The 22640-nt window shown below is 60.3% G+C and carries 15 protein-coding genes and 2 pseudogenes; 9 read left to right on the forward strand and 8 right to left on the reverse strand.

Annotated features, from left to right (window positions below):
• Window positions 1-46: 46 nt before the first annotated feature.
• The 3 genes from E0473_RS10765 to E0473_RS10775 all read left to right on the forward strand — a co-directional run bounded on the left by E0473_RS10765 (window position 47) and on the right by E0473_RS10775 (window position 4220).
• Window positions 47-2695, forward strand: a complete 2649-nt coding sequence (locus tag E0473_RS10765) for a TonB-dependent receptor (RefSeq protein WP_241657450.1) — start codon at window positions 47-49, stop codon at window positions 2693-2695.
• 155 nt (window positions 2696-2850) lie between these two features.
• Window positions 2851-3072 (forward strand): aldehyde dehydrogenase family protein, encoded by a 222-nt coding sequence (locus E0473_RS10770; protein ID WP_137680833.1) that lies wholly within the window; start codon window positions 2851-2853, stop codon window positions 3070-3072.
• 29 nt (window positions 3073-3101) lie between these two features.
• Complete coding sequence (locus E0473_RS10775; protein WP_137680834.1) at window positions 3102-4220, forward strand: NAD(P)-dependent alcohol dehydrogenase; 1119 nt, start codon at window positions 3102-3104, stop codon at window positions 4218-4220.
• On the opposite strand, the pseudogene E0473_RS10780 reads toward E0473_RS10775, so the two are convergent.
• The 4 genes and pseudogenes from E0473_RS10780 to E0473_RS10795 form a co-directional block, all read right to left on the reverse strand.
• Window positions 4221-4581, reverse strand: a pseudogene (locus tag E0473_RS10780) (DUF779 domain-containing protein). It lies immediately after the preceding gene.
• The gene (locus E0473_RS10785; protein WP_137680835.1) at window positions 4578-5612 is read right to left on the reverse strand and encodes a zinc-dependent alcohol dehydrogenase; all 1035 of its coding nucleotides are present in this window, start codon (window positions 5610-5612) and stop codon (window positions 4578-4580) included. Before E0473_RS10785 ends, E0473_RS10780 begins: the two are co-directional and overlap by 4 nt.
• A 51-nt stretch (window positions 5613-5663) precedes the next feature.
• A pseudogene (gene adh, locus E0473_RS10790) lies at window positions 5664-7183 on the reverse strand (aldehyde dehydrogenase).
• A 138-nt stretch (window positions 7184-7321) separates the two neighbouring features.
• The gene (locus E0473_RS10795; RefSeq protein WP_137680836.1) at window positions 7322-8203 is read right to left on the reverse strand and encodes a GAF domain-containing protein; all 882 of its coding nucleotides are present in this window, start codon (window positions 8201-8203) and stop codon (window positions 7322-7324) included.
• 187 nt (window positions 8204-8390) lie between these two features.
• On the opposite strand from E0473_RS10795, the gene E0473_RS10800 reads away from it, so the two are divergent.
• Window positions 8391-9148, forward strand: a protein-coding gene (locus E0473_RS10800) for an IS5 family transposase (RefSeq protein WP_137680837.1) whose coding sequence is annotated in 2 segments (ribosomal slippage) — window positions 8391-8712 and window positions 8712-9148 — 759 coding nt in all. Because the reading frame shifts where the segments join, the coding sequence is not laid out codon by codon here.
• Window positions 9149-9336: 188 nt separating this feature from the next.
• Window positions 9337-10965 carry an FAD-dependent monooxygenase gene (locus tag E0473_RS10805; RefSeq protein WP_137680838.1) on the forward strand — a complete coding sequence of 543 codons (1629 nt, stop codon included), beginning with the start codon at window positions 9337-9339 and terminating at the stop codon, window positions 10963-10965.
• 48 nt (window positions 10966-11013) lie between these two features.
• Here E0473_RS10805 and E0473_RS10810 read toward each other — a convergent pair whose 3' ends face one another.
• Both E0473_RS10810 and E0473_RS10815 read right to left on the reverse strand, forming a co-directional pair.
• A complete protein-coding gene (locus tag E0473_RS10810) occupies window positions 11014-12105 on the reverse strand; it encodes an alcohol dehydrogenase catalytic domain-containing protein (protein WP_241657451.1) in 1092 nt (363 codons plus the stop codon).
• 44 nt (window positions 12106-12149) lie between these two features.
• Window positions 12150-13256: an aromatic ring-hydroxylating oxygenase subunit alpha gene (locus E0473_RS10815; RefSeq protein ID WP_137680840.1), complete on the reverse strand. Its 1107-nt coding sequence runs from the start codon at window positions 13254-13256 to the stop codon at window positions 12150-12152.
• A gap of 103 nt (window positions 13257-13359) precedes the next feature.
• On the opposite strand from E0473_RS10815, the gene E0473_RS10820 reads away from it, so the two are divergent.
• The 4 genes from E0473_RS10820 (at window position 13360) to E0473_RS10835 (ending at window position 19908) form a co-directional block, all read left to right on the forward strand.
• Window positions 13360-14799 carry an aminomethyl transferase family protein gene (locus E0473_RS10820; RefSeq protein WP_241657452.1) on the forward strand — a complete coding sequence of 480 codons (1440 nt, stop codon included), beginning with the start codon at window positions 13360-13362 and terminating at the stop codon, window positions 14797-14799.
• A 12-nt stretch (window positions 14800-14811) separates the two neighbouring features.
• Window positions 14812-15612, forward strand: a complete 801-nt coding sequence (locus tag E0473_RS10825; RefSeq protein ID WP_137680841.1) for a TetR/AcrR family transcriptional regulator — start codon at window positions 14812-14814, stop codon at window positions 15610-15612.
• Window positions 15613-15873: 261 nt separating this feature from the next.
• The gene (locus E0473_RS10830) at window positions 15874-18447 is read left to right on the forward strand and encodes a TonB-dependent receptor (RefSeq protein WP_137680842.1); all 2574 of its coding nucleotides are present in this window, start codon (window positions 15874-15876) and stop codon (window positions 18445-18447) included.
• Window positions 18448-18540: 93 nt separating this feature from the next.
• Complete coding sequence (locus tag E0473_RS10835) at window positions 18541-19908, forward strand: aminomethyltransferase family protein (RefSeq protein ID WP_137680843.1); 1368 nt, start codon at window positions 18541-18543, stop codon at window positions 19906-19908.
• A 335-nt stretch (window positions 19909-20243) separates the two neighbouring features.
• Here E0473_RS10835 and E0473_RS10840 read toward each other — a convergent pair whose 3' ends face one another.
• Together E0473_RS10840 and E0473_RS10845 are read right to left on the reverse strand one after the other, a co-directional pair.
• Window positions 20244-21371 (reverse strand): 5-methyltetrahydropteroyltriglutamate--homocysteine S-methyltransferase, encoded by a 1128-nt coding sequence (locus E0473_RS10840; RefSeq protein WP_137680844.1) that lies wholly within the window; start codon window positions 21369-21371, stop codon window positions 20244-20246.
• A 30-nt stretch (window positions 21372-21401) separates the two neighbouring features.
• A complete protein-coding gene (locus E0473_RS10845) occupies window positions 21402-22505 on the reverse strand; it encodes an alcohol dehydrogenase catalytic domain-containing protein (protein WP_137680845.1) in 1104 nt (367 codons plus the stop codon).
• Window positions 22506-22640: the final 135 nt, after the last annotated feature.

The raw sequence follows: 22640 nt of genomic DNA on the forward strand, positions 1-22640 counted from the left end.
CTGCCGCAGGACTGGCAGTGCCGCCTCCATAACTTGGGAGGTTAGGATGCAGACTCGATTTTTCACGACCACTGCGCTTGTCATGGCCACGGCATTGGCACCGCAAATCGCCTTGGCACAGGACGATGCCGCGGCGACCGAAGCCCAGCCCGAAGGCGGGATCCAGACCATTATCGTGACCGCGCAGAAGCGGTCCGAAAACGTCCAGGACGTGCCGATCGCTATCTCGGCCTTCGGAGGTGAAGCCTTGCGCGAACGGTCGGTAACCGATGTGGCCTCGCTCGGCGCACTGGCGCCTAACGTCAACCTTGATGGCGGCACGCCATTTTCGGGCTCCTCCGCGGTGTTGTCCGCCACTATTCGTGGCATTGGCTCCGACGATTTCGCCTTCAACATCGATCCGGGCGTCGGCATCTACCTCGACGGAGTGTATCTGGCGCGGACGGTCGGCGCCAATCAGGATCTACCCGATGTCGAGCGGATCGAAGTCCTGCGCGGACCGCAGGGCACCCTATTCGGCCGCAACACCATCGGTGGGGCAGTTTCCATCGTCACCCACAATCCAGGCGACACCTTCCGCTTGATGGGTGATCTGACGACAGGCAGCTTTGGCCTGCTGCGCGCCCGTGCCACGGCCGATCTGCCCCTGGCAGAAGGCCTGGCCGCATCGGTCACCGGTGCCGTTACCAGTCGGCGGGGCTTCCAGCGCCGTATCGATTATCCCGGTACGCCAGCAGAAATGCGCGCCATCGCCAATTCAGACGACTACCTGAACTTCAACCACGCCGACTATTCCACCAACTCGCGGCAGAGCGGCGACAGCTCTGTCAGCATGCGTGGCAAGCTGCGCTGGGAAGGGGAGCGCGCCACCGTCACGCTGGCGGGTGACTACACCAGCCAGGATTCCTCCGGGCAGAACAACTCGCTGATCGCGGTGTCCTTCCCGTCAGGCCCTTTTGCACCCACCAATCCGCTGCCGGGCACGGGTATTAACCCGGTCGCAGCAGAAAACGGCGTGCTATTCGCCGGCCTTTATAACTTCTGCATCGGCTCCACTCCGGCAGAGATCGCGGCGCGCGGTGCCACGGCCATTTGCGGCGCGCGCGGTACCAGCGTCTTCCCGGGCGGCCTGCTCGCCCCGCTCGCTGGCGTCAATGTGGACGGCGATCCCTTTAACGATCGCCTGCCGTGGGATGGACGCTTTATCACCGGTGACCCGGACACGAGCTACGCCACAGGGCCGACGCTCAACCAACTGGAAGCCTGGGGTATCTCCGGCGATATCACTTTCGATCTGACGGCGGACATCACGATCCGTTCGATCACCGCTTATCGCAACACCAACTGGACAGCGGGGTCCGACCTCGACGGTTCGCCGCTGAGCATGCTGGAGCTGACCTTTTCGCAAAACCAGGAACAGTTCAGCCAGGAATTGCAACTGCTGGGCAGCGACCTGCTCGATGGACGCCTCAACTTCGTGCTGGGTGCCTATTACTTCGAAGAAAGCGGTGACCTGCACGATTACGTCAACTTCGATGAGGGCCTGTTGCAGGTCGATGGACCCAACAATTTCGACACCGAGAACTTCGCCTTCTTCGGACAAGTGGACTTCCGCCCCGTCGAATGGCTCGGCCTTACGGTGGGCGGCCGTTACACCGAGGAAACGAAACTGTTCGAAGGCGGGCAGCAGGATCTGAACGGCGGCAACTACAAGCTGTTCGGATGCGCCGATCCCGATGGCACGATCTATCCGTTCGGAGACTTCCCGCTGGCACCGCCGGTGGCTGCAGGCGGCCCGCCCTGCTTCGCTGCCCTGTCTTATCCGAACCCCGACAACCCGGTGCAGGTCTATGTGCCGGGCGTGAACCGCAAGACTTTCTCCAATTTCTCACCCCGGTTCGGCGTGCAGCTGTATCCGTCGGACGACCTCATGGTCTATGGCAGCTATTCACGCGGTTACAAGACGGGCGGTTGGACCACCCGCCTCACCAATCCGCAGGGCAACATCGCCCCGGATTTCGACGAGGAAACCGCCGAAACCTGGGAACTGGGCGTCAAGGCGACGCTGCTTGACCGCCGCCTGCAGCTGAACCTGGCTGGTTTCACCACCGATTATCAGGACGTGCAGCTGAACCAGCAGGTGGGAACCTCGCCCACCATCGATAACGCCGGGTCAGCCCGGATCAAAGGCATCGAGTTCGAAGCTGTGGCCGCCCCGGTGGACGGACTGACTCTGAATGCCTCGGTCGGCTACCTCGACGCCGCCTTCTCCTCGCTATCCGCCAGCGTTTCGCGTCCCGACGTGGCAGGCGCGATCCCCGGCCTGCGCCTGGGCGCAGTGGTGGGCGGCCAGCTGCCCAAGACCGCGGAATGGTCGATCACCTTCGGCCCCCGTTACGAAACCGACCTGCCGAATGGCGGTGCTCTGGTGCTGCTGGCCGACTGGACCCACCGCACGCCGGTGTGGAACGAAGTGGCGCGATACCTGTCGCTGCGGCGACCGACGACCGACGTGATTAACGCCAGCATGACTTACCGCGAGCCCGACCGGTTCTGGGACGTGACCGTGGGTGTCACCAATCTTACCGACCAGCGCTTCCTGGTATCGGCTGGTGCCAACGATGCTGCCGGGGTCTATTTCGGCAGTTACAACCGTCCACGGGAATGGTTTGTGCGCGCCGGCTTCGACTTCTGATCCGCCAGGGGCGTTGCTTCCGCTCTCCTTAATGGACGCGACGCCCCGACCGCCGTTCCCTGACGCGTATGAAGGCGCTTCCATACCGGTTGCGAGCGCCTGAAAACGGCGTCCGGCGGGCTTCTCACAAGAAATCCTGGATCAGGAGTTGACGAATGGATCATAAATTCAATTTGCTCGTCAATGGCGAGCTGGTGGCGGGTGCGTCCACTTTCGAAGTCAACACGAGCACAGTCTGGGTGAACCAGCACCTTGCCATCGAGCCTGCCATTCCGTTCCACGGCGCCTGGCAATCAAGCCTTGGTACGGAGCTCGGAGAAGTGGAGCTGGAGGAATACACCCAGGCTCACATCCTCAACGCGGTTGTATTCGGCTGAACCAGAGGCAGACAGGAGAAACTGCAACCATGCCCTACACGATCAAGGCCGCCGTTTCGCGGACGCCGGGAGCCGGGCCCGAACTTGAAACGGTCGTCCTCGCAGAACCCCAAGCCGATGAAGTGCTGGTGGAAATCCATGGCGTTGGCGTGTGTCACACCGACATGGTGATGCGTGACGGATTTCTGCCGGTGCCCTTCCCTGTTGTGCTCGGCCATGAAGGGTCGGGCATCGTCCAGGCTGTGGGGGAGGGGGTGACAGACCTTGCCGTGGGGGACCACGTTGTCCTGTCATTCATGTCCTGCGCATCCTGCACGTCCTGCGGTGCGGACCAGCCCGCCTATTGCCATTCATGGGTTCCGCTCAACTTCTTCGGCTGCCGCGCAGACGGCAGCACCTCGCTCTCGGATGCAGACGGCGCAAGCCTGCACAGTCACGTGTTTGGCCAGTCCAGCTTCGCCACCCACGCGGTGGTCAATCGGCGCAACACGGTAAAGGTCGACTCCGACTTGCCGATTGAAATGCTCGGCCCGCTGGGCTGCGGCATCCAGACTGGTGCCGGCGCGGTGCTCAACTCCTGCCAGGTCCGTCCGGGATCAAGCCTTGCCGTGATCGGCACGGGTGCGGTGGGTCTTTCCGCGATCATGGCTGCGCGGATCGCGGGGGCTTCGACAATCGTGGCCATCGACCTTATCGAGAGCCGCCTTGCGCTCGCGAAGGAACTGGGCGCCACCCACGCAGTCAACGCGGCCAACGGCACTTTCTCCGATCATGCCGCCAGCGCCGCTTGCTCGACTGGGTTCGACTATATCATCGACACCACTGGCAATGCTGGCGTGGTGAATGACGCCATCCTCTCGCTTGCCCCGCGCGGCGAGATCGCCCTGGTCGGGGCTTACCCTCCGGAAACCAGCGTGGTGGCCGACACGACCCATATCATGAGCGCAGGCCGCGTCATACGCGGCGTGGTGGAAGGGAGTGCGGACCCTCAAGCCTTCATCCCGCAGCTGCTGGCGTATTACAGGGCTGGCGATTTCCCGTTCGATCGCATGGTCGAATTTTTTGCGCTGGACAACATCGGGGAGGCAATCACGGCTGGAGAAACGGGCAAGGTTGTTAAGCCTGTCGTTCGAATGTCACTCTCTTGATTAACCGATGCCTGCATGGCGCGAAGCCTGTTGCCTTTTGCAGCATGGCAATTTCCCTCTCGTCATAGGCGCGGCTTCGGACGATGAAGGTCGACCCTTTCCATTATCGAGGCTGAACATGCCCCCTCGCCCCTCAACGACGTCTAGGATAAGCTGCGCGTGCTTCCACGCCGCGAACTGCGCCGCGCGGATAGTCCATCGGGCTGGAGCTATCACAGCGCCCCGACCTGTGGACCAGCACTGGGCCGTGACGCTCGCTGATCTGTTCCAGCAGTGCCGCCGCGTCGGTGGCGATCACGCGGTCGACCACTCGGGCCTCCGACATGCTCAACGCGTGCCTCGGCGCGGCGCTGCCCCTCATTGCGTCAGGTCGAGTACGATACGCCCTTCGATCTGCCCCTTGTGCATCCGGTCGAACACCGAATTGATGTCTTCCAGCTTGGCGGTGGAGATCGTCGCCTTGACCTTGCCGTCAGCCGCGAAATCGAGCGATTCCTGAAGGTCCAGCCGCGTGCCAACGATGGAGCCGCGCACGGTCATGCCGTTCAGCACCATGCCGAAGATGTTGAGCGGGAAATCGCCCGGCGGTAGGCCGTTGAGCGCCACGGCGCCGCCGCGCCCGATCATGCCGACCGCCTGTTCGAACGCTTTCTCGCTCACTGCCGTCACCAGCGCACCGCGTGCGCCGCCGCCGGTCAACCGCTTCACCACCGCCGCCGGATCAGCCTCGGTCCGGGCGTTCACCGTCTCCACCGCCCCGAGCTTGTGCGCGAAATCGAGCTTGGCATCGTCCACATCCACCGCGACCACGTTCAAGCCCATCGCGGTCGCATATTGCACCGCCCTGTGGCCCAGCCCGCCGATGCCCGAGATAACCACCGCATCGCCTGGCTTGGTGTCGGTCATCTTAAGGCCCTTGTAGACCGTCACGCCCGCGCACAGCACCGGCGCGATCTCGTTGAAGCCGATATTGTCGGGCAGGTGGCCGACATAGTTGGGGTCGGCCAGCACATAGTCGGCAAAGCCGCCATTGACCGAATAGCCGGTGTTGAGCTGGCTTTCGCACAGAGTTTCCCAGCCGCCGAGGCAGTGGGTGCAATGGCCGCAGGCGGTGTAAAGCCAAGGCACGCCGACCCGGTCGCCTTCCTTCACATGGGTAACGCCCTTGCCCACGGCAGAGACGAAGCCCACCCCTTCATGGCCCGGAATGAACGGGGGCTCGGGCTTGACCGGCCAATCACCCTCGGCGGCATGCAGATCGGTGTGGCACACGCCCGAGGCCTGAATCGCCACCTGGATCATGCCCGGCTGCACTTCGGGCACCGGCACTTCCTCGATCTGCAGCGGTTCGCCAAAAGCGCGGACAACCGCGGCTTCCATGGTCTTGCTCATGACATTTCTCCTGAATTTTCGGTTCGCGAGTCCCTTGTGGCTGCCATCGCCTCAGAAGAAGCCCAGCTTCTTCGGGCTGTAGCTAACCAGCATGTTCTTGGTCTGCTGGTAGTGGTCGAGCATCATGCGGTGGTTTTCGCGCCCAAAGCCCGACTGCTTGTAGCCGCCAAAGGCAGCATGGGCGGGATAGGCGTGGTAGCAGTTGGTCCACACGCGCCCGGCCTTGATCGCTCGGCCGAAGCGGTAGCAGGTGTTGGCATCGCGGCTCCACACGCCTGCGCCGAGGCCGTAGAGCGTGTCGTTGGCGAGGCTCAGCGCCTCGTCCTGATCCTTGAAGGTCGTGACCGAGAGGACCGGGCCGAAGATTTCCTCCTGGAAGATGCGCATCCGGTTGTTGCCACGGAACACGGTCGGCTTGACGTAATAGCCGCCCGCGATCTCGCCCTCGAACCGTGCGGCCTCGCCGCCGGTCAGCAGTTCAGCGCCTTCCTGCTTGCCGATGTCAATGTAGAAGAGGATCTTCTCCTGCTGCTCGGACGAAGCCTGCGCCCCGATCATCGTCTCCATATCCAGCGGGTTGCCGGCCTTGATCGCTTCGACGCGCTGGATCGCGCGCTCCATGAAACGGTCGTAGATGCTCTCGTGAACCAGCGCGCGGCTGGGGCAGGTGCAGACCTCCCCCTGATTGAGCGCGAACATCACGAAGCCCTCGATTGCCTTGTCGAGATAGTCGTCATCCTCGCGGCACACGTCCTCGAAGAAGATGTTCGGGCTCTTGCCGCCCAGCTCCAGCGTGACCGGGATCAGGTTTTCGGTCGCATATTGCATGATCAGGCGGCCCGTGCTCGTCTCGCCGGTAAAAGCGATCTTGGCGATCCGGCTGCTGCTGGCGAGCGGCTTGCCCGCTTCCACGCCAAAGCCGTTGACCACGTTGACCACGCCAGCGGGCAGTAGGTCGCCGATCAGCTCCATCAGCACCATGATCGAGGCCGGGGTCTGCTCGGCGGGCTTCAGCACCACGCAGTTGCCCGCCGCCAGCGCGGGGCGAGCTTCCACACCGCCATCAGGATCGGGAAGTTCCACGGAATGATCTGGCCGACCACGCCGAGCGGTTCGTGGAAATGATAGGCGACCGTATCGTGGTCGATTTCCGAAATGCCGCCTTCCTGCGCACGGATGCAGCCCGCGAAATAGCGGAAATGGTCGATCGCGAGCGGGATGTCGGCGGCCATCGTCTCGCGCAGCGGTTTGCCGTTGTCCCAAGTCTCGGCGATGGCGATCTTTTCGAGGTTCTCCTCCATCCGGTCGGCGATGCGATTGAGGATCAGCGCCCGCTCGCCCGCGCTGGTGCGGCCCCAAGCGTCCTTAGCGGCATGTGCGGCGTCGAGCGCGGCTTCGATGTCCGCCGCTTGGCTGCGCGCAACCTTGCCGACCGACTTGCCGGTGATCGACGAGATGTTGTCGAAATAGCGCTCGTCCTTGGGTGCGACCCATTGGCCGCCGATGAAGTTGTCGTACTTGTCGGCGAAGGGGGCGCTCATCGCGGCCGCGGGGCTGGTCTGCATGTCCATGATCTCATCCTCTCTTTCTCGCCGGGCGTCCCGGTCGTGACGATAATGATTTCGTGAAACGCGTGCGTTGCAAAGGGCGTGACAGCGGGACGTTGGCAAGAATGTCTCACTTTCGAGACAGATCGCGAGACACTTCGCTCAGCTGCGCGAAAGGCCCGCCTTCTCCATGCGGCGATAGAGCGTCGCGTGCCCTATCGCCAGCGCCTTGGCGGCCTGTGTCGCGTTTCCATCGGCCTGGGCCAGCGCACGCCTGAGCACCGCCCGTTCCGAGTCGAGAAAAGAATCGGCTGACCAGTGGCCGAGTATGTCCGACGCGCTGCGGCGGCCGGTGAGGCATTCGTCGGTTAGGCTGAAACGATGCCGCGCGGCATGCGTGGCGCCGATCACCAGATCGTCGCGATCGACGGCAAGCATCGCTGCGTCGCCGCCGGGTAAGTTGGCATCGATGATACGGTGGCCTTCGAAAAAACGACGGAACACCCCGCTCTCGATACGCTTTGCGGCATCCTGCACGATTTTCTGCACCAGCGCAGCCATCGGCGCAGTGTGATCGTCACGGCAATTCGAGATGTCGAGCGCGCCGACCAGCCGCCCCATCGCATCACGCACCGGCGCATCCATGCAACTGATGCCGATGTTGCGAGTCGCGAAATGTTCGCTGCGGTGGATGGTAACTGGGCGGCTTTCAGCCAAGCAAGTACCGATCCCGTTCGTTCCTTCGAGGTCTTCGCTCCATTTGCCTCCCGGTGTCAGCCCGACGCGCTCGAACATTTCCCGGTCGCCCGCCTCGCTGCGCGCTTCGAGGATCACGCCATCATTGTCCGGCAGCATCACCGCGCAACCGGTAGCGGCGACGGTGTGGAACAGTTGGTCGAGCAGCGGGCGCGCCACGTTGAGCATCAGACCTTGGCGCTGGCGACGCTGCGTGAGCTCACTTCCCGAAACCAGTTCGGGATTGCGATTGTCGGCCGCGTCAAGACCATATTTGAGCCCGGACCGACACCAGCTGGCCGCCACCATCGATTGCGCGGCGCTTGTCGCAGAGCACAGGACCTGGCCGACCTTGTACGGATGCGAAGCTTCATAAGGGTGTGTCTACACCAATTCATCGCGATAGGCGCACTAGGCTCAGGACCATTGATTGGCTGAGGGCGATGTGATTGTGCTCTGCAGGCCTTCGGCTCCAGGCTCCGCGAGGAGACTGAGCATGAGCGACCTGTATTGGCTGACAGACGAGCAGATGGTGCGTCTTTTGCCCTATTTGCCCAAGAGCCACGGCAAGCCCCGGGTCGATGACCGGCGCGTGCTGAGCGGGATCATCTTCGTCAATCGCAACGGGCTGCGCTGGCGTGATGCTCCCAGGGAATACGGTCCGCATAAGACGCTCTACAACCGCTGGAAACGGTGGGGCGAGATGGGCGTGTTTGGCCGGATGATGGAGGGTCTGTCTGCCCAGAGAGCCGAACCCCTGACCGTCATGATCGATGCGACCTATCTCAAGGCCCACCGCACGGCTTCCAGCCTTGGGGTAAAAAAGGGGGCCTCGGCCGCCTGATCGGGCGGACCAAGGGCGGCATGAACACCAAGCTTCACGCCGTCGCCGACGCCAACGGCCGCCCTTTGAGCTTCTTCATCACGGCAGGCCAGATCAACGATTACACCGGCGCGGCAGCCCTGCTCGATGATCTACCCAAGGCGCAGGGGATGCTGGCTGACCGGGGCTATGACGCCAAATGGTTCAGGGATGCGCTCGAGCAAAAGGGCATCACGCCTTGCATTCCAGGCCTCAAATCCCGTTCCATGCCTGTCAAATACGACAAGCGCCGATACAAACGCCGAAACCGAATCGAGATCATGTTCGGCCGACCGAAAGACTGGCGCCGTGTGGCAACTCGCTACGACCGCTGCCCAACCGTCTTCTTCTCCGCCCTCGCTCTCGCAGCCACCGTGCTCTTCTGGCTGTGATCAACGAGTCCTGAGCCAAGGGCTATCGACTCTACTGCTGGTTTGCCGTGCTTGCCCTGTCGCGACAGTGCGTACTGGCCGTTTGCAGCTGCAATCATCCCGGTCGCAAGTTCAATATTGGACAAAATGTCATTTCCGTTTATCCCAGTCATGTTGCGCCTAACAGGGCGCTCAATCGGAGGGGATAAATGAGGCAAGTTTCTGTTCTCGTGGCTGGAGGTGGGCCGGTGGGCCTCACGCTTGCGCGCGATCTTGCAAGGCGCGGCATCGATGTGATGCTGGTCGAGCGTAACGCGACAACCACGCGCCATCCAAAGATGGACAACACGAATGTTCGCAGCATGGAAATGTTCAGTCTGGCCGGGCTGGAGGATCGCTTGCGCGCGGTCGCGGTGCCGGAGGACAGCCCTTTCGATGTCTCGTGGGTCACCAGCATGACCGGATACGAGGTCAAGCGATTCCCGATCCCATCACCGCAAACGGCTCGGGCCTTGTTTCGCGAGCGCAACGACGGCTCGCAGCCTTATTCTCCGGCGATGCGCGTCTCGCAGGCAGAGATCGAGCCGGTCTTGCGAACCGCGCTGGAGCAGGAAGAACTGTCCGAGGTTCGCTTCAATCTTGGCATCGTTGATTGCGCCGAGGATGATGAGGGGGTCACCGCAACCTTGCGGCACAGCGAAACGGGCGAAACCGAGCAGGTGCGTTGCAAGTATCTGGCCGGATGCGATGGCGGCGGCAGCACCGTGCGCGAATCCCTTGGCATCAAGCTGGCCGGACAGTTCAACATCATGCCACGCTTCATGACGCACTTTCGCACAGACGATCACGAGGCGCGTGCCTTGTTGCAGCGCTGGGGACGAACGTGGCACTACCAGTCAAACCACGGCACGCTGATCGCGCAAAACGATATCGACACCTGGACGCTGCATTCGCGCTATCCCGCCAACGCGGTGGATGGGGCAGACCCCAAGGAGCTGGTGGCGCGCTTCGTGGGCAAGCCGATCGCGATGGAAGTACAGGTTGCCAATCCTTGGTCGCCTCACCTCGCAACGGCGGAACGGGCTGTATCGAAGCGATGCATCCTGGCCGGCGATGCTGCACATCAGTATATTCCCACTGGCGGGTACGGTATGAATACGGGCATTGCCGATGCCTACGGCGCGGCGTGGGTGATTGCCGCCATGCTTCAGGGCTTTGGCGGGCCCAAGCTGCTTGCCGGATACGAACGCGAACGCGTGCCGGTGTGGAATTACAATTGCAGCGCGGCGCGGCGGCACAACGATCTACGCGTGGAGGCGGCGAGTATCTACGTCAGCAAGGAGGCCGCGCTTGAGGACGATGGCCCGGCGGGCGAGCAGGCGCGTGCGGCGATGATGGCGGAGCTGGAACGCATCGGGAATGCGGAAGCTGAAAGTCTGGGCATCGAAATGGGCTATCACTACCAGTTTACCTCGCCGCTGGTGTGCAAGGAGGCTGGCGCGATTGTTCCGTTCGATCCGGAGGCATACACTCCGCACACCGTGCCGGGCGGTCGCCTGCCGAGCGTCTATCTGGAAGACGGGCGGGCAGTCTACGCGCTGCTGGGACGGTGGTTCACGCTGCTGGCCTTCGGTAACGCGGATACCTCGGCAATGGAGCAAGTGGCAGCACGGCGGGGAATTCCCCTCGAGGTCTTGCGTATCAAAGATGATAACGCGCGCGCCGTCTATGCTGCCGATATGCTGTTGGTCCGTCCGGACCAGCATGTTGCCTGGCGAGGCTCGGCAATTGACGCTCAGTCGTCAGATAAAGTGCTGGCGATGGCGACCGGCTGGTAGCTTGGCTGTGCCGGGCGGTATAAGCACCGCCCGGCAAGGCTTCGCCTCTCATTCAGGGTTGGGAATAATGGTGAAGTTCGAAAAGCCACCGTGGCGGTTTTCGATCCCCGCCAGCACATCGTTAATCCGATCCAGGCTGTAGGACTCCTGCCGGAATATGCCCATGTCCAGCGTACCCGCGCTGATCATTTCGGCCATCTCCTGACCTTCGGGCGTGGTAAACCATGCCGAGCCGATCAATTGCTGGTTGTTGTCCATCAAAGTGTGCACATCGACCGGCACCGGTGCCCCGATAGCGCCTGTGTTGACCAGCTTTCCCCCGCGCCGCAGCGCACGCAACTCGTCGACCATCTGCAGGGGTTCTGCCCCCGGGCCAAGGCAGTTGATGGCCAGGTCCACGCCTAGGCCATCGGTCATCTCTATCGCCCAGGGTGCGATCGGGCCATCGAGCAGGGAATGGGTGAGAATGCGTTGTGGGGCGAGCTGGCGAACTTCCTCTAGCAGCTCCTTGTTGCGAGCAACGGCGAGAATTTTGGTAACCCCCAGTCCGAGCGCGCACAACAGAGTGCCGAGCCCCAAAGTTCCCGAAGCACCGGTGATCAGTGTGGTAACGTTCGGTCCTGCGCCCCCCTTTCTGAGGGCAGAGTAGCCGGTGCCGGTATAGCCCAGGCGCGAAGCTTGCTGGCATGTCACATTGTCTGGCAGGGTCACGATCGCGCTGGCGGGCGCGTTCATGTATTCGCACAGGCCGCCCCACGGATATCGGTCGTATATCTCCTGGGCGCGAGGTGTGAACCCAAAGTATCCTTGAAAGACGTAGGAATCGCAGCTGATCGGATCTTGCGCGCGGCAGGCGGAGCAGGTGCCACAAGAGCGGCCCGGATTGACGTAGACACGCTGGCCGATTTCGAGGTTGGCGACATCCTTGCCCACTGCCGCGATCGTTCCCGCCGCATCAAGGCCAAAGGTCGCAGGGAGGTTGGGTAAGGGAAGGTGTGGGAACCAGGTGGTCCAGTTTTTCAGGACATTGCCAAGGTTCGGCACGACATTGCATGCATGGACTTTCACCACCACGTCGAGATCTCCGGGGCGAGGCGTTTCCACTTCCTCGATCACCATGTCGGAACCGACATCATACATTCGCGCGGCACGCATTCTTTCAGGCAACATCGTTACAATTCCCCTCATTGTCTGTCGCGGCTGCTATTCAACCGCGATCCTGTGGTTTCTTCCTTCACAAGCCGAGCAATCGTTCGTCGGGCGAGTGTGATTGCCTTGTCCGATTTCAACATCAGCGAAACGCCGTCGCTGAGTTCCTGCATGCCGAATCGTTCAAGGTTGTGCTGCTGCGTGCGCAGCGCATGCTCGTCCTCCGCAAAGGCGTTGCGCGTGGCGATTTCCCAGGCATCGCGCACGGCTCCGCCTCTCAGATTGCGATAAACGGCTTGTGACCAGAAATAGTGGCAGCTCGTGCGCGTGGCCGGAGTAATGGCGTTGATACCCATGACGATCGTGCCGCTTTCCTCGCGGTCTGCCCGCTCGGGGGTCGCACCGTGCACCAGGATCATCGTGCCGGGTGCGTGCCAGTAGGTTTCCAGGAAACTGTCGTAGAGCGGAATGTCCTGATCGAGCATGTAGGCTGCGCGAAGCGGCGCCGACATCGGGTTCTTGAAGCGGAAGAAGTCGATCAGCTGGTTTGCGCCGAGGGTCTTCGTAATCCTCTCGCTGCCAAGAATTGCAGAGTTGTCGAATGTCTTGGCGTGAATGAAGGCCACGTGGGTCAGATCCAGCAGGTTGTCGACCGCAAGCATGTAGTTGGCATCCACCTCGATCAGGTGGGGGCCGGCAACGCCCCACTTGTCGCATTCATCGAGGCAGGAAAAGTCGAGGCCTGACAGGTAACCGGGACCTGTCTCGAATGCGGGCAACGGGGTGTTTTGCGCCAGGGCCGGATCGCCCGGCCATAGCCAAATCAGTCCGTGACTCTCACGCACGGGATAGGCGGCCACTCGTGCATTAGGGGGTATCTCATCCTGCGATGGGATATGCGTACATCGCCCATCGGCGGCAAATGCCAGCCCGTGATAGCCGCACCTCAAGCCGTCCTGCGTCACTTGGCCTTTCGACAGCGGGAAAAGGCGGTGCGGGCAGCGATCAAGCAGGGCTCCCACTGTCCCGTCCTGCGCCCGGTAAAGCGCAAGCGGCAGCTCGCAAATCGTTCGCGAGAGGACGCCCCGGTCTTTGATCTCACGGCTTATGGCCGCGACGTACCACGCGTTCTTCGGAAACATCCTGTCCTCTCCACCTGTCACCGGGCCGCCTTATGATGACGACTCTTTCAAGATGACATTTATATCAAAAATCTCGAATATCATAGTTTAAGATTGACAAGATGTGCAATGCGGAAGAACTAGGCTTCATAAACATGAGCCTGGGAGGGAATTTGAAATGGCCGGAAATGGCGAAAATCGCGCTGCGACACTGCAATCACTGATGGATGCTGCCGGGGGGTCTGTAGAGTTGCTGCGCTCTGCGCCCTTGGGGCGATACGTTTTTCCGAAGATTCCGCCGGAATTCACCAATTTCCGTGACGAGATGCGCGCCTGGAAGCAGGGCGTGGCCATGCTTGAGCAATCCTATCACATGTGCGAACTGCACTTGCGTGGCCCGCAGGTGATCGATCTGCTGTCAGAGCTTTCCGTAAACAAGCTTGCCACTTTCCCGACCATGCGGGCGAAGCAACTGGTCATGTGTGGCCACGATGGCAACTATCTGGCGGACGCGATCATCTTCCATGAGGAGGATGACTTTTACCGTATCGTTGGCGCGCCGTTCGCTTCTGACTGGGTGCAATACAATGCGGGCCTTGGCAAATATGATGTCGAAGCGATGATCGATCTGCCGCTGTCCGTCCGCGATGGCGATCGCGATATCTATCGCCTGCAGGTGCAGGGCAAGCATGCGCTCGCGCTGATGGAGAAGCTGACCAACAACAACGTGCCGGAAATCAAGTTCTTCCACATCGGCGAGATGACCATCGCCGGGCGAAAGGTTCGGGCGCTTCGCCACGGGATGGCGGGCGAACCTGGTTTCGAACTGTATGGCCCCTGGGAAGATCAAAACGTCATCCGCGGCGCAATCATGGAGGCGGGCGCAGAATTCGGTATCCGCAAGGCGGGCGCCGATGCCTATTCAGTGACCGGGATCGAGTCCGGCTGGATGCCCATGCCATTGCCAGCCATCTACCACTCCGAGGAAATGCGCCCTTACCGCGAATGGCTGACGACCAACCACCTTGAAACAATCGGCTCACTGGGCGGGAGTTTCGTCTCCACCGATATCAGGGACTATTATGTCGATCCGATCGAGGTGGGTTATGGCAATGTAGTGGATTGGAGCCGCGATTTCATCGGCCGCGAAGGGCTGGAAGCCAAGCGCGATAATAAGAGGCGCGTTAAGCGCAGTCTGCTGTGGAACGAGGACGACGTGATGGACATCATTCGCTCGTCCATGTTTGCGCCCGAAGGCGAGGGCGGCAAGTATATGAACATTCCTTCGCCCATGCATGCCACATTCGAGGCGGATTGTGTGATGTCCGGGGGCGAGTTGGCAGGCCTTTCCAACTGGTCCGGTTATTCGCCCAATGCTGGCGGCTTTTTGTCTTTGGCGCTCGTCGACATCGACAGCGCCGAGCCAGGCACCGAGGTTACCCTGCTTTGGGGTGAGCCCGATTCGTTGCGACCATCGATAGAAAAACACAAACTGCGCGAGATCCGTGCAACGGTCGCGCCAGCACCTTACTTCGAAAAAGTGATCAAGTCGGGCCAACAATAGCCGGAAATTTGCATGTCTACCGCTTCTGGGATTATCGAGGCCAGAAGCAGTGGACGAGGTCGAGTGGGTCGGAAAATCAGTCTTGAAAAACGCGCGGAAATCGGTCGCCAGAAGCGTGCCCGCACGCGCGAGAAGATGCTCGAGGCCGCCTTCCTGTTGCTTGGCAGGGAGGACGGCCGCTCGACCCGGATCGAAGAGATATGCAAAGAGGCGAAGGTCGCACGCGGCACCTTTTACAATTATTTCTCCAGCGTGGAAGAATTGCTGAGCGCGCTGACGTTTGACATCAGCCACGATTTCAATCTCGCCGTGCGCGCAATAATTCGTACGGTGCCAGCTGGCGCGCTGCGCTGTTCTTTCGCTTTACGGTATTACATGCACCGGACGCGGGAAGATCCGGCATGGGGCTGGGCCATGGTGAACCTGAGCGCCGGCGGCCCGATCTTCGGAGAGGAGACGGCGCGCTACGGAATCGAGGCGGTGATCGAAGGGATGGTCACTGAGCAGTTCCACGCAGGCTCAGCGCAGCTGGCGTATGATCTTATGCATGGCGCCACTCTGGCAGGGATGATCACGCAGCTTCGGTCGGAACAGCCTGATGATTATCCGGAGCAAATGGTGACGCTGATCATGCGCGGGCTTGGTGTCAGCGAATCTCTCGTCGAAAGGTGTATCCGCACGGAATTGCCCGAGCCGGAGAGTTTTGTGCGGCAATTCGGCCAATCGCCTGCAAAGGGCTTCGGGGATATGGCTGGGCTCACCTTGTTAGGCGAAGGGCTGCCCCCGCGCTTCGGAGAAGACAGCCCCGACTGAAGGCACGTCGGTCTCCCGCATTTTATTCATTCTCGGCCTTTTTCGCATCCCGTTGACCGCGGGAGCGACGAAGTGCGCATGCCTGCATCGAGCTGGCAAAAGTGCCACCTCTAGCCTCCAAAGTCATTTCGAATTGACGAACAATCCAATCTAAAGTATTTCAGATACTGCTTGGTATCACGCTTTCAAAATGACGTGAGCTGTTGAGCTGAGGATTCGAGAGCGCGCACAAAAGACGCGCCTGAAAGGGAGAGTTAACTGGTGAAAAAGGCATTATTGCTTGTCGGCGCTTGTGGCGCGGCACTTCAGATTTCGACGCAGGCCAATGCACAGGACGCTTCAGGGGCGGAGGCTGACAGCGCGCGTGACAAAAATGTCATCGTGGTCTCTGCCCAGCGGCGTGACCAGGATGCGCAGGAAGTTCCAATCGCCCTGACCGTGTTCGGCGGCGATGCGCTGGAAGAACGTGCCATCGCGGACGTTTCCCAGCTCGGCAACGTCACTCCGAACGTTACGCTGGACGCCGGCACGCCTTTCGCTGGCTCGGGCGCGGCGCTGGGTGCCTCGATCCGCGGGATCGGCCAGAATGACTTTGCTGTAAATGTTGACCCCGGCGTCGGTGTCTATGTCGATGGTATCTTCCTGGCGCGTTCCGTTGGCGCGAACGTGACGCTGCCTGACGTGGAGCGCGTCGAAATCCTGAAAGGTCCGCAAGGCACGCTGTTCGGGCGCAACACGATTGGCGGTGCCATCAATGTGGTGACCCGCACGCCGGGTCATGATTTTGCGATGTCCGGATCAGTGACCGTGGGCAGCTATGAACGCCTCGACATTGCCGCCACGATCGACATCCCACTGGCCGAAACCTTGCGGACAAATGTCACTGTGGCATCGAACAACCGCCGCGGCTTCCAGAAGCGTGTGCCCTTTGTCACCAATGAGCGTTTCGTCGAGGAATCCCCGCGCATCTTCCGCGAATCAGGTTATGACACCAATGAATACGCCGGCGGTATCAATGACTGGACAATTCGCGGCAAGGCGATCTGGGAGCCTACTGACAGGTTCACGGCCACGATCAGCGGTGATTATTACAAGTCCGATACGTCCGGTTTGCCCAACGTAATCCTGGACGTACTGGAAGATTTCGGCGGCAATTTTGCCGGCCCCGGTGCCCCGGCGATTCCGGGAACGGCTCTGACGCCTGGCGCAGGCCTCAACTTCGCAGGCATTTACAACTTCTGCATCGGAGCAACACAGGCCGAAATCCTCGCGCGCAATGCGCAGAGCTTCTGCAACAACCCTCGTGGAAACGAATTGCTTCCCAACGAGCAGATTTCGCCGCTCGGTAGCGTCAATGTCGATGGCGACCCGAATAATGACATGCTGGTGTGGAATGATCGCTTCATCAGTAGTGACTGGGACGAATCGTTTGCAACCGGGATCAACTTTTCAAAGACCGAAACCTGGGGCTTGTCGGCCAATCTGGCCTTTGATCTTTCTGACCAGATAACCCTGCGCTCAATCACCGGCTATCGCGAGTTGTCGTGGCGTTCGGGGTTCGATGCTGACAATTCTCCGGGAAGCTTCTTCACGGTTTCCAACATGGCCGACCAGTCACAGTTAAGCCAGGAGCTGCAACTGCTTGGCAACTTCGACATTGGCACGTCACAACTCGACCTGGTCCTCGGTGCCTATTATTTTGAAGAAGAAGCCAATGCGCTTGACCACGTCGCTATCGGTGCTGGTATCTGGACTGCAGAAGGGCCGATCGATCTGGAGACCGAGAGTGTCGCTTTCTTCGGTCAGGCTGACTGGCGCGTGACCGAATGGCTCGGTTTCACCGCAGGCGCGCGATATACCGAAGAAGACAAGCAGATCGACATCGCGCAGACGGATTTGTCTTCGTTCAACTACGATGTCCTGAATTGCCCGGTCAATGGCACCGGATTTATCCCCGGCGTGGGCACTGTGCCGTGTTCCGTCTTTGCGCGCTTCCCGCACCCGGATGAGCCCCTCCGCCTGTACACGCGCGACACGCCTCCGCGCAACTTCTCCAACTTCTCGATGAAGCTGGGTGTGCAGTTGTACCCGACCGATGATGTCATGGTTTATGGCAGCTACACCGAAGGTTACAAGTCGGGCGGCTGGAGTACCCGCGCCAGCGTTCCGATTGCTGCTCCCATCGTCTTCCAGGAAGAGACCGCCGCAACTTTAGAGGCGGGCGTGAAGTCGACCCTGTTCGACGGACGCCTCCAAGCCAATTTCGCGGCATTCAGCACGTCATATGACGACGTGCAACTGCTGATCCAGGTTGGGCCCAATCCGCAAATCGGCAACTTCGGTACGGCCACAATTCGCGGCATTGAAGCTGATTTCCTGATCGACTTGGGAGACTATGTGAGCATCACGGCATCTGCGGGCCTGATGGACAGCGAGTTGGACGAGCTGACCAACACCAGTGCGCCGAATTACCTCCAGCTTGGTCTGGTCGATGGTGCCGAACTGCTGAAGGTGCCGGACGTCACCTTCAACATCTCTCCGCGAATAGATGTTCCGGTGGGCGATCACGCGATCATGTTGCTTGCTGATTATACCTACACCTCGAAGATGTGGAATGACTCGCAGCGCTCGTTCCTGCTGCGTCGGCCCGAAACCAATGTGATCAATGCAAGCGTCACCTTCAAACATGACGATGGCTGGTCAATCGCTGGCGGTGTGACGAACCTGACCGAAGAGCGGTTCATCGTGAATGGCCTGACCAGCAGCGCAGGGCAGGTCTACGGTTCGCCCAACCGCCCGCGCGAATTCTACGCCAGGCTGGGCTTCGAGTTCTAACCCCCTTTAACCGCAGCCTCTCCCTAGGCTGTTCGGGAAGGCGGGCGCCTGCCGCCTGCCTTCCCGGCTCGCGAATGTCATAAGGAAATAGCAATGAAAACCCTCCAGCAGATGATCGATGAAGCAGGCAGTGCGGCCCGTCTGCTGCAGAATGCGCAGACAGGCGCCTTCGAATTCCCGGTCCAGTCCATGTGGTCCAATTTGATCGACGAGAGCGAGGCCTGGCGCAAGTCGGCCATCCTCTTCGACCAGTCATTCCATATGACCGAGCTGCGCATCACAGGGCCCGACACGCGGCGCTTGCTGTCTGACTTCTCGGTCAACAATTTCGCCAGGTTCGGGGCCAACAAGGCCAAGCAGATCGTGTGCTGCAACAAGGACGGATACCTCATCAGCGACGCGATCATCTTTGGCTATGCGGATGATGACGTGCTGGTGGTCGGTCGCCCAGTGGTGCCCAATTGGCTGCAATTCAACGCCGAAACGGGTGACTACGATGTCGAGGTCCACATCGACCACCTTCGGGCTTACGATCCCAACAACTTGCGCCCGCATTACCGGTTCGAGGTACAAGGGCCCAACGCCATGGATATCCTCAACGAGGTGAACGAGGGCGGCGAGCTGTCGACCCGATTCTTCTCGATGGGGGACATGGTCATTGCGGGCTGCAAGGTCAAAACCCTGTGCCACGCGATGGGCGGTGTTGCCGGGCTGGAAATGTGGGGGCCGTTTGAAGACAAGGCCAAAGTCGAGGCGAGACTTCTCGAGGTTGGCGAGAAGCACGGCATGCTGCGCGGCGGTAGCCGATCCTACAGCGCGACGGCAGGCGAATCCGGCTGGTTCGCCGCACCGCTTCCGGCGATCTATGAAAGCGAGGACATGCGGCCCTATCGCGAGTGGCTCACGGCGGCGCACTTTGAAGGTTTTTCCTCCGTGGGCGGCAGTTTCATGCCCGAGGAAGTCAGCGACTATTATCTGACGCCGTTCGACCTCGAATATGACCGCGTGATCCATTGGGACCATGACTTCCTCGGTCGTGACGCGTTGTTGGCAATGAAGGACAAGAAGCATCGCAAGAAGGTGATCCTCGTATGGAACGGCGATGACGTGACCGAGGTCTATCGTGGCCTGTTCCAGCCCGGCCAGATGCCGATGTGGATGGACATGCCCTCTGCCGACTATGCCATCCATCCCTATGATCGCATTGAGAAGGACGGCAAGTTGGTGGGGATTTCGGGCTACCCTCTCTACAGCGCCAACGAGCGCGCCTATCTGTCGGTCTCGATGGTGGATCCCGAATTTGCCGAGCCGGGCACCCAACTGGAACTGGTCTGGGGCGAACCGAATGGTGGAACGGCCAAACCCTCGGTGCACGAACATCGGCAGGTGACAATTCGCTGCGAAGCCCAGTCGTGGCCGATCCACGAGGCCGCGCGGCGCACCTACCGGTCGCAATCCTGAAACTTCGCAGGGGCCTGCGTGTCCTAGTTGTGTGGGGGCCCCAACAAAGCTGGTACGGCTCCATCGGAATGGGGGTGATCGGTTCGTCTTCGAACAAGGTGAACGTAAGGTAAAGGATTTCGGCCCGCGCCAACTCCAGCCTATCGGTCCCTGTAATTCGAACCCGATTTCGCCAGCCATTCCTTGGTGCAGGATAATAGGTGCGGGTCTTAGATTAGCGGTAAGAGCCGCCGGGTCGGGGCCGGTGACCTGCAGTTTGTAGGTGCGCTGAAAGGAGATCTTGGCATTGTAGTTGCGGCGCTCAGGGTATTAGGCGGTCGAGTCCCCCCTTCGCATTACGCCTCGCCCCACACAGTCTCGGCCGTTTCAACGATCAAACGCAGCTTTGCAAATTGGTCGTCCTCGGTCAGCAGATTGCCTTGTGATGTCGATGCAAAGCCGCACTGGGGGGACAAACAAAGCTGATCGAGGTCTATGAAACGCGCTGCTTCGTCTATCCGGCGCGCTAGCGCCTGCGGTTCTTCGAGTTCTGCCTTCTTGCTGGTTAGCAGACCCAGCACGATGTGCTTGTCCTTCGGCACGTAGCGCAGAGGCTCGAACGAACCGGAACGGGCATCGTCGAATTCGAGGAAGAGTCCATCGACCTGCAACTCGGAAAACGTCGCTTCGGCTATTGGATCGTAGCCGCCAGATGCGGTCCAGGCTGACCGATGATTGCCGCGGCACGTGTGCACGCAAACGGTGAGCTTATCCGATCGCTCCGCAATGCAGCGGTTCAGGAGATCAACGTAGCGCAGCGCGAGCTTTTCCGGCGCCGATGACACACGGCGCATCTTTTCGACGTAGGAAGAGTCCGCGAGCATCGCCAACATCGTGTCGTCAATTTGCAGATAGGTACAACCGATCTCTTCCAGCTTCCGGATTTGCGCGCGATAAACAGTGATCAAATCATCGAAGAGTTGATCCTCATCGTCATAGAACTCCGTGTCTCCCAAGCCGTGCAGGATACTCGGTGCCGGGATGGAGAGCTTCGGCGTAACAGTCGTGACCCCCTGCAGAAACGTGAAAGCATGGCCGAAAATGGTCTGGCTGAGCGAAAGATTCCCGGTGATGCGGGGGAAGGTAATCTCGTTCCGTACGGGTCCGGTCTCGTTCTCGAATGAGCGCACCTGTGTTCCGGCATTTTCAACTCCGTCAATTTCACAGAGGAAGTCCATATGCCAGCTTGTCCGCCGCATTTCCCCGTCTGTGACGACTTTGAGGCCGATCTCCTCTTGGCGTTTGACCGAACGAGCGATTTCCGAGTCTTCAAGGGCGCGAAGCTGTTTCAGCGTGATCGCTCCGCTCGCCGCCTGCTCGCGGGCCTTGAGCAATTCTTTCGAGCGCAGCAGGCTTCCAACATGCTCCGCGCGGAACGGCGGGCGATGGCGTGGCCTTGTCTCTGACGTGGACGAAGTGTTCATGGTTTTTGCCTTTTGCTCCCGCGCTTTCGGCTAGGGTTGAAGCACGTAGCTGGTGAAGCCGCCGCTGCCTGACGCTGCGCCGCCAATTGCCTCGTTTACCGCGTCCAGGGGGAACGCCTTGGTTTCCAGAACCGACAGGTCGATCACGCCCGTTTCCACCATGGCGGCCATTTCCATGCCCTCGGCCGTGGTCAGCCAGGCCGATCCGATCAACGTCATCGAATTGTCCATCCACCACTTGGTGTTGAACAGCATGTCGCTGCCGGTGCCGCCGATATTGACGATGGTTCCGCCGCGCCGGACCCCCATCATGGCATCCTTCATCAATGCCGTGTCAGCCTTGGCGCCCAGGCAATCCAACATGAAATTGGCGCCTGTGCCAGTCAGCGAGCGCACCCATTCAGCCGTGCTGCCATCTTCGGTGGAAAAGGTTTCGATCCGCGACGGAGCAAGCGCCTTGATCCGTTCGAGCAACGGCCGACCGCGCGCCACGGCAAAGATTCTTGCAACGCCCATTGCGAGCGCAAACATCGTTGCGCCAACGCCAAGGGTGCCACTTGCCCCGTTGATAATCAGGGTCTTGCCGGAAAGGCCGCCGAACTTCTTGAGTGCAGAATAGGAAGTACCGAGGTAGCCCAGCCTGGCAGCCTGCGTGAAGGTCATGTTGTCAGGAATCTTGACGATGGCGCTCTGCGGTGCGCGCATGAACTCAGCAAAACCGCCATCGGGATATCGCTTGTAGATCTCGGCGCTTTGCGGACCAAATCCGAAATAGCCGTTGAAGGTGAAATGGTCGCACTTCATCGGTGCACCGGAGGCGCATTCGTGGCAGGCTCCACAAGAGCGAAGTGGGTTGACGTAGACCCGGTCTCCGGGCTTGATCGCAACAACCTGATCGCCCACTTCGGTGACGACACCGGCAGGATCGAGACCGAAGGTTGCCGGCTTTGGTGGCAGCGGCTGGTGCGGATACCAGCTTTCCCAATTGTTCAATACATTGGCGAGATTGGGCACCAGTCCGCACGCCTTGACCTGGATCACCACGTCGCTGCCGCTGGCAACCGGCTTTTCAACCTCATCAATCACCATCGGTGTGTTGATCGCGTGCAAACGTGCGGAACGCATCTTCGTCATATCGGAATTCTCCCAATCCTTCTCGGAATACTGTATAGTATCTGAAAGCGTGATTCTTCAAGCCAAACTAGGCACTTTGCGCGCAAATGTTTGTTTCGTTGGAAAATCTCTGATACTGAATAGTTTCTGAAATTT

This window comes from Aurantiacibacter suaedae (assembly GCF_005434915.1).
In the GTDB taxonomy this organism is placed as follows: Bacteria; Pseudomonadota; Alphaproteobacteria; order Sphingomonadales; family Sphingomonadaceae; genus Alteraurantiacibacter; species Alteraurantiacibacter suaedae.